Here is a 12,642-nt window from a genome sequence, read left to right as displayed (position 1 = left end):
GGGATTAGCCTACTCGTTTCACGTCACCTACCAGCAGGATGTAGGAGAGCGCGCCGATCAGCGCCACGGCAGAGATATACACCAGAGCCGGACCAAAGCCGTAGTCCTGCGCCAGGTAACCGATGACCAGCGGCACGGTGATCCCGCCCAGGCCGCCAACGAAGTTGAATACGCCACCAGTCAGGCCAATCAGCCGCATCGGTGCCAGGGACGACACCAGCGACCAGGTGATGGAGGCAAAACCGTTCCCGAAGAACGCTACCGCCATCAGGGTCATGATCCACACTGGATCGTTGGTGTAGTTCGCTCCCATGATGCAGGTAGAGATCAGCAGTCCGCAGATAATCGGCGTTTTACGCGCAACGCCCAGTGAGAAGCCTTTTTTCACCAGCTTATCCGCCAGCCAGCCCGAGAGCAGGACGCCGAAAAACGCCGCAAGGAAGGGTACGGTGGTCATAAAGCCCGCCTTCAGCGCGGTTATCCCTTTTTCCTGGGTCAGATAGTTCGGGAACCAGGTGAGGAAGAACCACAGCGTGGAGGTCACCGCGAACTGGCCCAGATATACGCCCACCAGCTTACGGTGGAAGACCAGCTTCCAGTCCGCTCTGGTCAGCGGCTGGCGCGCCTCTTTTTTCACTGGCGCATCGCCGTCCACCAGACCGCCGCCGTCGCGGATGTAGTCCAGTTCGGCTTTGGTGATGCTTTTGGTCAGACGCGGCGGCTGATAGACCTTAAACCAGATTAACGACCAGATAATGCCGATCCCGCCGGTGACGATGAACACCCAGTGCCAGCTCAGCAGCTCCTGGATCCAGATTAACAGCGGCGTCAGAAACGCCAGACCAACAAACTGCCCGGAGGTGTAAAAACCAACAGCGGAAGCACGTTCGTGTTCAGGGAACCAACTGGTCACCATGCGGTTGTTGGTCGGGAACGCGGGCGCTTCAAACACCCCGGTGATGGCGCGCAGGCCTATCAGCGACATCAGCCCGGTGGCGAAGCCCTGGAACAGGGTCGCCACGGACCAGCCCAAAATAGCGATAAAGTAGGTCAGACGTGACCCCACGCGGTCAAGGAACCAGCCGCCGGGGATCTGGCAGAGCGTATACAGCCAGGCAAACGCCGAGAAGACGTAACCCATTTCCGCTTTGGTGATGCCAAACTCTTCCTGAATATGGGCCGATGCCACGGCGAGGTTGGCGCGGTCGACATAACAGATGACCACGGTAATAAAGATCATGATCAACGTCAGGTAACGACGACGCCCGGTTTTTGTAGCAGTAACTGGAATATCCATCGCAATCTGTCTCCAGATTTTGGGCATAGCGAAGCCGCTCACCATGCCCTGTAATTTACAGAGGGTTATATTTTTTCTATGTACGTTTTTTTTGCCCGGTGGCGCTTCGCTTACCGGGCCTACGAGAGAGTAGGCCGGATAAGCGTAGCGCCATCCGGCGATTTACCACTCGGCTACGGAACCGTCTTCAAGACGCCACAGTGGGTTACGCCAGTCCGGCGCACTTTTACTCAGCTCAATGACTTTGGCTTCGTCGATCTCCACGCCAAGGCCCGGCTTCGTTAACGGTTTAAAGAAACCACCTTCCATGCTGAAGTCTTCTTTGTTTTTCACAAAGTCGAGCAGCTCCGCGCCCTTGTTATAGTGTATGCCCATGCTTTGTTCCTGGAACACCGCATTGCGGGAGACGAAGTCGACGTGCAGGCAGGCCGCCAGCGCAATCGGCCCAAGCGGACAGTGCGGCGCCAGCGCCACATCGTAGGCTTCTGCCATGCCGGCAATTTTGTAGCATTCGGTGATGCCACCCGCGTGGGAGAGGTCCGGTTGGAGGATCGCAATGCCGCCCGCTTCCAGCACGCGCTTAAACTCGAAGCGCGAGAACATACGCTCCCCCGCCGCGATGGGAATGTGCGTCTGTTCAGCCAGTTTTGGATAGTATTCCGCCTGCTCGGCCAGAACAGGCTCTTCAATAAACAGCGGGCGATACGGCTCCAGCTCTTTAATCAGCACTTTGGCCATTGGCGCGCTGACGCGGCCGTGGAAATCCAGGCCAAACTCAATCTCGTTGCCGAAAGCCTCGCGGATTTGCGCCACGGTGTTCACCGCCCGGTCTACCGCGCGCGAGTTGTCGATAACGCCCATCTCTTCGCAGCCGTTGAGTTTGAAGGTGTCAAAACCGATGTTGCGCAGCTGCCGGATACCGTCGATCACTTCCGCAGGGCGGTCACCGCCCACCCAGCTGTAGGCTTTGATTTTGTCTCGCACCAGGCCGCCCATTAATTGCCAGACCGGGGCATTCAGCACTTTGCCTTTGATATCCCACAGCGCCTGATCGATACCGGCGATGGCGCTCATCAGGATCGGACCGCCACGGTAAAATCCCGCCCGGTACATGACCTGCCACAGGTCGTTGATGCGCGCCGGATCCTGGCCAATCAGGTATTCACCCAGCTCGTGAACCGCGGCTTCAACCGTACGCGCACGGCCTTCAATCACCGGCTCGCCCCAGCCAACCACGCCTTCGTCGGTTTCGATTTTCAGGAACATCCAACGCGGGGGTAAACGGTACGTGGTAAGTTTGGTTATTTTCATTGCACTGCCTCTCGATACGCTTTCACAAATGCTGCCGCCTGATGTGCGGTACGCTCAACGGGCTGTCCGGCACGATAGAGATCGCTGCCCAGCCCCGCGCCCGCACAACCTGCTTTTATCCACTGCACCAGGTTTTCCGGCGTGACGCCGCCCACGGCAAAGACCGGCACGCTGGCGGGTAAGACCGCTTTCAGCGCTTTGATGTAATCCGGACCAAAGGCCGACGACGGGAAAATTTTGAGAGACTGTGCGCCCGCATCGAGGGCGGCAAAGGCTTCTGTGGCCGTGGCGCAACCCGGGCATACGGTCATGCCGTAATCCACCGCCCGGCGGATCACCTCGGGGTTGATATTCGGTGTGACGATAAGCTTGCAGCCCATCTTCGCCAGTTCATCCACCTGCTCCGGCTGTAATACGGTACCAGCACCAATCAGCGCTTTATCACCGAACGCCTTCACAATTGCCGGAATGCTTTTTTCCCATTCCGGGGAGTTGAGCGGGATTTCCACCGCGTCGAACCCGGCGTCGATCACCGCGCCAACGTGCGCTAAGGCCTCACCGGGCGTGATACCGCGCAAAATCGCGATCAGGGGAAGTTCAGTTTGCCACTGCATGAACGATGCTCCTTATACCTGCCTGAAATGCCGTGTCGCCTTCCACCGCAGCAACATCCCGTCCGATAGCGTGGAACGCCTGGCGGTAACGAGACGTCAGCGATGAACCCGCGACGAGCGTGATGGCCTGCTGCCCGGCGAATGCGTCGCTCAGGGTGGCGACTTCGGCGCCAATCAGCAGGCCGGACAGAAATTCGCTGACCTGCTCGCGCGGAAGATTTCCCAGCACGTGCGAGGCGCGAACCTCAAAAAGTTGCGGCAAAACGGCAGGGGATGCGATCCCGCGCTCAAGCCCGGCGGCAAACGCTTCCGGCGAAGGGGTTTGCTCCGGCAAACCGGCCCCCACCAGCGAATGCTTAAGCAGCAAGTGGTGCAGTTCGCCGGTCATCACCGTGCGGAAATCATGAATTTGCTCAGCATCCGCCTGGACCCATTTGCAGTGCGTCCCGGGCATGACGTAGACAGAAGAAGGAGAAAGGGTGCGCGCCCCGAGCAGCTGCGTCTCTTCGCCGCGCATCACGTTATGGTTATCGTCGCGAGAGACGCATAAACCGGGAATAATCCAGACATTGTCGCCAACAGACGTTAACTGATCGCCAACGGCGGTGAAATGCACCGGAACCGACAGGTAAGGCGCAACCTTCCAGCCCACGTTACTGCCGACCATTCCGGCCATCACCACTGGCGTAGTACCGTCGCGCCAGTTTTGTGTCACCTCTGCTAACACCGCTTCGGGGGATTTACCGTTCAGGCGCGTCACACCTGCTTCTGATTGCCTGCTTTCCAGACACTGCTCCCCCTGGTAGAGCCAGGCGCGCAGATTGGTCGATCCCCAGTCAATTGCGATGTAGCGTGATGTCATGTGATTTCCTTCAACCTTCGTGTCGAGCTGGCGATCATGGTCAGTGCCGCCTGCTCTGCCGCATCGCCGTCCTGATGCCGTATCGCATCGAACAGCGCTTTATGTTCCTGAAGCGTTTTCGGCATGTTGGCCTCATCGCCCATCCAGGTACGTTCAAATACTGCTCGCTGTAGCGAGCTGATCGCCACGCTAAGCTGCTGTAACACCGGGTTATGCACCGACTGCAGTACCGCCTCGTGGTAGCGAATGTCCGCCTCGTTGAACGCCTCCCGATTCTGGTTATTGGCGATCATGTCGTTTAACGCCGACTCAATCTGTGCCAGGTCACCTGACGTTGCGCGCTCTGCCGCCCAGCGGGCGATGGCCGGTTCCACCAGATTTCGGACTTCGCTCATCGCGCCGATAAGCCGTGGGTCGTAGTCATTTTCCAGTACCCATTGCAGAACATCGGTATCGAGGTAGTTCCACTGGTTACGCGGCGCAACAAACGCGCCGCGATAGCGCTTCATTTCAATCAGCCGCTTCGCCATCAGCGAGCGGAACACTTCCCGGATGATGTTGCGCGAGGTTTCAAACTCCTCGCACAGTTCCGCCTCTGCTGGCAGCGGCGAACCGGGAACGTATTTGCCACCCACAATCTGAGTGCCCAGCGTGATGACAATGCGATCGGTTTTATTGAGTGTCATGGAGAGTCCTTGTGCTCTGTAAGTCCATCACTACTTTACCGCGACCGCTGAATTTCGCCTCACTTTTGCAGTACAAACGTGAGTCCTTTCGCCTTTGCCGTGGTGACAATGTAGTACAATCAGTTAATGTTGTACTACAATCCAGATCACAAAAAGAACAATTCGATAAATTCAGCGCCAAAAAAAGCCCCGGTTGATAACCGAGGCTGATGATTACAGACAGCTGTTAGGACAGGACAAATTTCTCAATCGCATAAGCCACGCCGTCTTCCAGGTTAGATTTGGTGACGAAGTTCGCCACTTCTTTCACCGACGGGATGGCGTTATCCATCGCCACGCCCATGCCTGCATATTCGATCATCGCAATATCGTTTTCCTGGTCGCCCAGCGCCATGATCTCCTCAGGCTTGATGCCCAGCGCATCGGCAAGCGATTTGACACCCGTGCCTTTATTGACGCGTTTATCGAGGATTTCGAGGAAGTACGGCGCACTTTTCAGCACGGTGTATTTCTCTTTTACCTCAGCCGGAATGCGTGAGATGGCTTTGTCGAGAACCGCAGGTTCATCAATCATCATCACTTTCAGGAACTGGGTTGCCGGGTCCATGTTTTCCGCTTCGCAGAACACCAGTGGAATGGTTGCAACGTAGGACTCGTGCACCGTGTAGTAGCTGATATCGCGGTTGGCGGTGTAAAGCGTATTGCGATCGAGCGCGTGGAAGTGAGAGCCCACTTCGCGGGAGAGCTTTTCCAGGAAACGGTAGTCATCATAGCTCAGTGCAGTTTGCGCCACCGTGCTGCCATCGGCTGCCTTTTGCACCAGAGCGCCGTTATAGGTGATGCAGTAATCGCCAGGCTGATTCATGTGCAGCTCTTTCAGGTAGCTGTGCACCCCGGCATACGGGCGTCCGGTGGTGAGCACCACGTTCACGCCTTTTTCGCGTGCGGCGGCGATCGCATTTTTAACGGCAGGAGAGATAGTGTGGTCTGGCAGCAGCAGCGTGCCGTCCATATCGATTGCAATGAGTTTGATAGCCATGAGGTCCCCGGGATAAATGAGTGCTATTTCATGCTAACGCGATTAAGCACACAAAAATAGAGCTACCTTGCGTAACAAAAAGCCCCTTTTATATTTATCCCGGGAACAAGAACTCACTCGCGGGTGAGAACGATTTTGCCAAACGCACCGCGATCCAGATGCTCAAGCGCCTGTTCCAGTTCGTCAAAACGATAGCGATGTTCAATCACCGGTTTTAACTCCGTGACATCAACAGCACGGACGAAATCTTCCAGCGCCCGGCGGTGTCCAACCCCAATCCCCTGAATGACCGGGGATTTCAGCAGCAGCTCGCCAGCAGGCAGGGAAATGTCCGTTCCGGCCAGCACGCCAATAACGGAGATACGCCCGTGAACGGCTACCGCGCGAAGGGAATGTCTCAGGTTCTCCCCACCCACGGTTTCGATAATGTGGTCGATGCCGCGATCCTGCGTCAGTGCCAGCGTATTTTCAGCCCAGTCGCCTTTCAGTCGGTTGATGCCCTGGCTGGCTCCCAGCTTTTTGGCTAGTGCCAGTTTTTCATCACTCCCCGACGTAACAATAACTTCTGCGCCGTGCGCTTTTGCTATCTGCAAAGCGAATAGCGCCACACCGCCCGTGCCTTGTACCAGCACCGATTGCCCGGCGCGTAAATGACCGCGCTCCACCAGCGCGAACCATGCGGTAAGCCCCGCGCAAGGAAGCGTGCTGGCCTCAGCGTCATCCAGGCTTTCCGGGGACGCCACCAGCGCGTTTTCACTTACAATCACATATTCGGCCAGCATGCCCTGGAAGTATCCACCGGACGTTTTATAGGGCAAATCGCGCGCGTCTGCCTGCGGCTTGCCGTCGATCCATTCCGGGAAGAAGGTTGAGATGACGCGTGCGCCGGGTTTGAAGCGCGTAACACCTTCACCAATGCTGTCCACCACGCCTGCCATGTCAGATGCTGGGGTAAACGGGAAGGAAAGCGGAATCGGCATCGTGCCTTCAATCACCATTTTATCCCGGTAGTTGAGCGCAACGGCATTAACCCTTACGCGAACCTCCCCCGGACCTGGCTGTGACACAGGCACCTGAACAAGCTGAAGGCTCTCGCGCCCAAGGGCGTTCATTGACCAGCGCTGCATTGTTTCTGTCATTTTTTCTCTCCTGCCATCAAATAAGCTTTAGGACTGACAGTCTACCGTTGACGCCTGGTCGCCAGTGGCGATAAATTTTCCCATAATTGATGACGCAGTGGATACAATCCATGACCGATACGCTGAAGGATATACCTGTATTTGTGGCCGCCGTTGAGGCGGGAAGTTTTGCGCAGGCCGCAGTCCGTCTGCATTTGTCGCGCTCGGCGGTAGGAAAAAGCATTGCTCGTCTTGAAGAGCGGCTGGGCGTACGTCTTTTCCAGCGTACCACCCGCAGCCAGAGGCTGACCGACAACGGCGCTCTGTTTTATGAACGCTGCCTTCGCGCGCTGGAGGAGATTCGGGGCGCGGAGTCGCTGCTTGAAACAGGGAAGCAGCAGGTCAGCGGCCGCCTGCGCGTCGCCATGCCGGTTCTGTTTGGTCGCCAGTGCGTCGCGCCACTGCTGATAGAACTGACGCAGGAACATCCTGGGCTTGAGCTTGAAATGTCATTCAGCGACCGCGTGGTGGATCTGGTAGAGGAAGGCTTTGATATGGCGGTACGTAACGGCACGCTGCAGGACAGCAGCCTGCTGGTCGCCAGAAGGCTGGGCGAGCATCGCATGGTGCTGTGTGCCGCCCCGGATTACCTGATGAAGAACGGCCAGCCAGAAAACGTTGCTGATTTACCCCACCACACTGCCATTAACTATCTGCGATCAGGCAGAGTGCTGCCCTGGCAGCTAATGGATAGCGAAGGGAGATCGCACACCTTTACTCCCCGCTCATCGCTCAATATGGATGATTTACAGGCAATCTGCGACGCTGCGCTGGCCGGACACGGCCTTGCGTGGTTGCCCTGCTGGATGGCCCGCAGAGAAATACATCAGGGAAAACTCATCCCGCTTTTAAAGCAGGCACCGGACGTGCGCTTCGACGTTCATGCAGTCTGGCAGCAGACGCCGCATCTGCCGCTGAGGGTTAGAATTGCTGTCGCTATGCTTGCCAGCCGTTTACCGTCAGTGATGTCGCTGGATATGCCTGCGCCCATAAAATAGCCGCGCTAAAAGCGCGGCCTGTTATCGTGCGGTATAACGACGATTAAATATCGATATTCGCCGCTTTCAGGGCGTTCTCTTCGATGAAGGCGCGACGTGGTTCAACCGCGTCACCCATCAGGGTAGTGAACAGCTGATCCGCTGCGATTGCGTCTTTAACGGTGACGCGCAACATGCGACGGCTTTCCGGATCCATGGTGGTTTCCCACAGCTGATCCGGGTTCATTTCGCCCAGGCCTTTATAACGCTGAATAGAGAGGCCACGACGGGACTCTTTCACCAGCCACTCCAGCGCCTGTTCGAAGCTGGCTACCGGCTGACGACGCTCGCCACGTTCGATAAACGCGTCGTCTTCGATCAGACCACGCAGCTTCTCGCCGAGGGTGCAGATACGGCGGTATTCCGGACCGGTAACAAACTCGTGCTCCAGCGGGTAGTCGGTATCGACGCCGTGGGTACGCACGCGGACGATCGGCTCGAACTGTTGCTCAGCGTTCTGCTGAACGTCGAACTTCCACTGGCTGCCGTGCTGCTCTTTCTCGTTCAGCTCGCTCACCAGGGTGTTCACCCAGCGGGTGACGGTCTGCTCGTCGCTCAGATCGGCTTCGGTCAGGGTCGGCTGATAAATCAGCTCTTTCAGCAGCGCTTTCGGATAGCGACGCTCCATACGGCCAATCATTTTCTGCGTGGCGTTGAACTCGGAGACCAGACGCTCCAGCGGTTCACCGGCCAGCGCTGGCGCGCTGGAGTTTGCGTGCAGGGTCGCACCATCAAGGGCGATCGCGATTTGGTACTGATCCATCGCCTCGTCATCTTTAATGTACTGTTCCTGCTTGCCTTTCTTCACTTTATACAGCGGCGGCTGGGCAATGTAGACGTGGCCGCGCTCAACGATTTCCGGCATCTGACGATAGAAGAAGGTCAACAGCAGCGTACGAATGTGCGAGCCGTCGACGTCCGCATCGGTCATGATGATGATGCTGTGATAGCGCAGTTTGTCCGGGTTGTACTCGTCGCGACCGATGCCGCAGCCGAGCGCGGTGATGAGCGTCGCCACTTCCTGAGAAGAGAGCATCTTGTCGAAGCGCGCTTTCTCAACGTTGAGGATTTTACCCTTCAGCGGCAGAATCGCCTGGTTCTTGCGGTTACGGCCCTGCTTCGCAGAACCGCCCGCGGAGTCCCCTTCCACGAGGTACAGTTCGGACAGCGCCGGATCGCGTTCCTGGCAGTCAGCCAGTTTGCCCGGCAGGCCTGCCAGGTCCAGCGCGCCTTTACGGCGGGTCATTTCACGGGCTTTACGCGCCGCTTCACGGGCACGCGCCGCATCGATAATTTTACCCACCACGATTTTCGCGTCGGACGGGTTTTCCAGCAGGTATTCGCTCAGCAGTTCGTTCATCTGCTGTTCAACCGCCGATTTCACCTCAGAAGAAACCAGCTTGTCTTTGGTCTGTGAGGAGAATTTCGGATCCGGCACCTTCACGGAGACCACGGCAATCAGGCCTTCACGGGCATCGTCGCCGGTGGCGCTGACTTTCGCTTTTTTGCTGTAGCCTTCTTTGTCCATGTAGGCGTTCAGGGTACGGGTCATCGCCGCGCGGAAGCCCGCAAGGTGCGTACCGCCGTCGCGCTGTGGAATGTTGTTGGTAAAGCAGTAGATGTTTTCCTGGAAACCATCGTTCCACTGCAGTGCCACTTCCACGCCGATACCGTCTTTTTCAGTAGAGAAGTAGAAGATATTCGGGTGAATTGGCGTTTTGTTCTTGTTCAGATACTCAACGAACGCCTTGATACCGCCTTCGTAGTGGAAGTGGTCTTCTTTGTTGTCGCGTTTGTCGCGCAGTCGAATCGACACGCCGGAGTTCAGGAACGACAGTTCACGCAGGCGTTTCGCCAGGATCTCGTACTCGAATTCGGTGACGTTGGTGAAGGTTTCAAGGCTCGGCCAGAAACGCACCATGGTACCGGTTTTGTCGGTATCACCGGTAACGGCCAGCGGTGCCTGCGGCACACCATGGGTGTAAATCTGGCGGTGAATTTTGCCTTCGCGCTGGATAACCAGCTCCAGCTTCTGCGACAGGGCGTTTACCACGGATACGCCTACGCCGTGCAGACCGCCGGAAACTTTATAGGAGTTATCATCGAACTTACCGCCTGCGTGCAGAACGGTCATGATAACTTCCGCAGCAGATACGCCCTCTTCCGGGTGAATACCGGTTGGGATGCCACGACCGTCATCGGTAACGGACACGGAGTTGTCCGCATGGATCGTGACCACGATGTCTTTACAGTGACCCGCGAGCGCTTCGTCGATAGCGTTATCTACCACCTCGAATACCATGTGGTGCAGACCGGTGCCGTCATCCGTGTCGCCGATATACATACCCGGGCGCTTACGCACCGCATCCAGTCCTTTCAGGACTTTGATACTGGAGGAGTCATAAGAATTCGACATCAACGTTTCTCGCTCATTTCAACTTGGGTTAATCCGTTATTTTACCCTTTTCCACGGTAAACATCTTCGAATTTTCGTCCGACATGTCCATAACGTGTTCAGCGCTAATGGCGCTGACGAAAACCTGCGACTGCGTGGCTTTTAAGCGGCTGGCAAGTAGCCCGCGCCGCGCGTCGTCAAGTTCCGAGGCAAAATCATCTATCAGGTACAGGCAGCGTCGCCCACTTTCGCGGGTGAGGAACTCCCCCTGCGCCAGGCGTAGCGCGCACATCAGGAGCTTCAGCTGCCCGCGCGACAGCGTGTCTTCCACCGGCGCACCGTCGGCACGAATGCGGAAATCCGCCTTGTGCGGGCCGTGCGCGGTGTAGGTCAACATGCGATCGCGCTCGAAGCTTCTCTCTAACACCTCGGCATAATCCGTCTCTTTTTCCCAGCCACGCTGGAAAGAGAAGGTGAGAGAGAACTCGGGTAAAAACTGTTTGCAGGTGTCGGCCATGTCTTCGGCGATACCTGCGCTGTATTCGGCACGCCAGCGGCTGATTTGTTCCGCAAGAGGAATTAATTCCATGTCCCACGGACGCAGCTGGGCGTAGCGCGTGACCTGGCGCAATGCGGCGTTACGCTGTTTAAGCAGACGCTTCAGATTGCTCCAGGCGTTAAAGAAACCGGCTTCATTGTGAAAGCATCCCCAGTCGAGGAACGCTCTTCTGTATTTGGGGCCGCCGTTGAGTAAAGTAAACCCCTCCGGCGTAATCAGCTGCATCGGCATCAGCAGTGCCAGCTCCGCCACCTTGTGGCCGTCGGTGCCGTCGATGCGCACCTTGCTGTCGCCCTGCTTGTCTTTGGTCAGGCCGATGGCAGTTTCCCGCTCGGCACCCTGTAAGCGCCCATGCAGCACAAACGCATCCTGCTCGTGGCGAATCACGCGACCAATCTGCAAACTGCGAAACGCCCGGCCATGACCGAGCGTATAGATGGCTTCCAGCACGCTGGTTTTGCCGCTGCCGTTCGCGCCAACCAGGAAATTAAAGCCAGGGGATAAAGCGAGATCCGCGCTCTCGATGTTGCGAAAGTCGCGGATCAACAGACGGGTGAGCGACATTACAGTCTCATTGGCATGACAACATAAGCAGCCGACTGTGATGCGGCATCTTCAATCTGTACGCTCGAAACGGAGTCAGTCAGCAGGATGCGAACGTTCTCGCATTTCAGTGCATTCAGCACATCCAGCACATAGCTGACGTTGAAGCCGATTTCCATCTCAGCCCCGGCGTAGGTGACGTCCAGAATCTCTTCTGCCTCTTCCTGCTCCGGGTTGTTGGCGGTGATTTTGATCTGGTTTTCACTCACGTACAGACGTACGCCGCGGAATTTCTCGTTGGAGAGAATAGCGGCGCGCGCGAACGCCTGCTTGAGGATGTCGCAACCTGCCTCCAGCGTTTTGTCCGGGTTCTTCGGCAATACGCGGCGATAATCCGGGAAACGTCCGTCTACCAGCTTCGATGTGAAGACAAAATCGCCCACGTGGGCACGAATATTGTTGCTACCGATCTGCACGCGCAGCGGGGTGTCGCCGCCGTCGAGCATACGCATCAGTTCAATTACGCCTTTACGCGGTACGATCACCGAATGGTTTGGCAGTGAATCGCCAATCGGCATAGAACAGACCGCCAGACGGTGACCGTCTGTAGCCACGGTACGCAGCTCTTCACCTTCGGTTTCGAACAGCATGCCGTTTAAGTAGTAACGAACGTCCTGATGCGCCATGGAGAACTGCGTGGCTTCAATCAGACGCTTCATCGTCGCCTGCGGCAGGGTAAATTCAACTTCGCTCTGCCAGTCATCCAGGTTCGGGAAGTCCGCAGCGGGCAGCGTGGAGAGGGAGAAACGGCTGCGGCCAGAGCGCACCAGCATGCGGTCGCCCTCCAGCTGCACGGCGATTTCAGCGCCTTCCGGCAGCCCACGGCAAATATCAAAGAATTTACGTGCCGGAACCGTGGTCGCGCCCGCGTCGTGCGGCTGAGTCAGCGTAACGCGCGCGATCATTTCCATTTCCAGATCTGTGCCGGTCAGCGACAGCGTACCGTCAGCGACCTGAAGCAGCAGGTTTCCAAGAATAGGCAGCGTAGGGCGGCCGCCTAATGGGCCACTCACCTGTTGCAGCGGTTTTAATAAATGTTCACGTTCAACGGTAAATTTCAT

11 protein-coding genes are annotated in these 12,642 nt (G+C 57.0%); 1 reads left to right on the top strand and 10 read right to left on the bottom strand.

Annotated elements, in window-relative coordinates; all coding sequences use genetic code 11:
* Positions 1–4 precede the first annotated feature (4 nt).
* The 7 genes from C3451_RS04480 to C3451_RS04450 form a co-directional block, all read right to left on the bottom strand.
* On the bottom strand, positions 5–1,342 hold the full coding sequence (locus C3451_RS04480; protein ID WP_161177384.1) for an MFS transporter: 1,338 nt from the start codon (positions 1,340–1,342) through the stop codon (positions 5–7).
* Positions 1,343–1,459: 117 nt separating this feature from the next.
* Complete coding sequence (gene dgoD / locus C3451_RS04475) at positions 1,460–2,608, bottom strand: galactonate dehydratase (protein WP_017694024.1); 1,149 nt, start codon at positions 2,606–2,608, stop codon at positions 1,460–1,462.
* Complete coding sequence (locus C3451_RS04470) at positions 2,605–3,222, bottom strand: 2-dehydro-3-deoxy-6-phosphogalactonate aldolase (RefSeq protein ID WP_022646535.1); 618 nt, start codon at positions 3,220–3,222, stop codon at positions 2,605–2,607. The genes dgoD and C3451_RS04470 overlap by 4 nt, the downstream gene beginning before the upstream one ends.
* Positions 3,206–4,084 carry a 2-dehydro-3-deoxygalactonokinase gene (locus tag C3451_RS04465; RefSeq protein ID WP_045620989.1) on the bottom strand — a complete coding sequence of 293 codons (879 nt, stop codon included), beginning with the start codon at positions 4,082–4,084 and terminating at the stop codon, positions 3,206–3,208. The genes C3451_RS04470 and C3451_RS04465 overlap by 17 nt, the downstream gene beginning before the upstream one ends.
* Positions 4,081–4,770 carry a D-galactonate utilization transcriptional regulator DgoR gene (gene dgoR, locus C3451_RS04460; protein ID WP_003861109.1) on the bottom strand — a complete coding sequence of 230 codons (690 nt, stop codon included), beginning with the start codon at positions 4,768–4,770 and terminating at the stop codon, positions 4,081–4,083. The genes C3451_RS04465 and dgoR overlap by 4 nt, the downstream gene beginning before the upstream one ends.
* A 226-nt stretch (positions 4,771–4,996) precedes the next feature.
* On the bottom strand, positions 4,997–5,809 hold the full coding sequence (gene yidA, locus C3451_RS04455; RefSeq protein ID WP_023305134.1) for a sugar-phosphatase: 813 nt from the start codon (positions 5,807–5,809) through the stop codon (positions 4,997–4,999).
* A gap of 113 nt (positions 5,810–5,922) precedes the next feature.
* Positions 5,923–6,948, bottom strand: a complete 1,026-nt coding sequence (locus C3451_RS04450) for an NAD(P)-dependent alcohol dehydrogenase (protein ID WP_045620988.1) — start codon at positions 6,946–6,948, stop codon at positions 5,923–5,925.
* Positions 6,949–7,058: 110 nt separating this feature from the next.
* Here C3451_RS04450 and C3451_RS04445 point away from each other — a divergent pair, with 110 nt between their 5' ends.
* Positions 7,059–7,985, top strand: coding sequence for a LysR family transcriptional regulator (locus C3451_RS04445; protein ID WP_124304239.1), 927 nt, complete (start codon positions 7,059–7,061; stop codon positions 7,983–7,985).
* Positions 7,986–8,028: 43 nt separating this feature from the next.
* On the opposite strand, the gene gyrB is transcribed toward C3451_RS04445, so the two are convergent.
* Genes gyrB through dnaN form a run of 3 tightly spaced genes read right to left on the bottom strand, consistent with a single transcriptional unit; the run spans position 8,029 to position 12,642 of the window.
* On the bottom strand, positions 8,029–10,440 hold the full coding sequence (gyrB, locus tag C3451_RS04440) for a DNA topoisomerase (ATP-hydrolyzing) subunit B (RefSeq protein ID WP_023298951.1): 2,412 nt from the start codon (positions 10,438–10,440) through the stop codon (positions 8,029–8,031).
* A gap of 28 nt (positions 10,441–10,468) precedes the next feature.
* The gene (gene recF / locus C3451_RS04435) at positions 10,469–11,542 is read right to left on the bottom strand and encodes a DNA replication/repair protein RecF (RefSeq protein WP_022646527.1); all 1,074 of its coding nucleotides are present in this window, start codon (positions 11,540–11,542) and stop codon (positions 10,469–10,471) included.
* Positions 11,542–12,642, bottom strand: coding sequence for a DNA polymerase III subunit beta (gene dnaN, locus C3451_RS04430; RefSeq protein ID WP_003861122.1), 1,101 nt, complete (start codon positions 12,640–12,642; stop codon positions 11,542–11,544). The genes recF and dnaN overlap by 1 nt, the downstream gene beginning before the upstream one ends.

Source organism: Enterobacter sp. 301B (assembly GCF_003850715.1).
In the GTDB taxonomy this organism is placed as follows: domain Bacteria; phylum Pseudomonadota; class Gammaproteobacteria; order Enterobacterales; family Enterobacteriaceae; genus Enterobacter; species Enterobacter intestinihominis.
The sequence above is the reverse complement of the archived record's forward strand: the minus strand, read 5'-3'. Positions and strand labels throughout refer to the sequence as shown.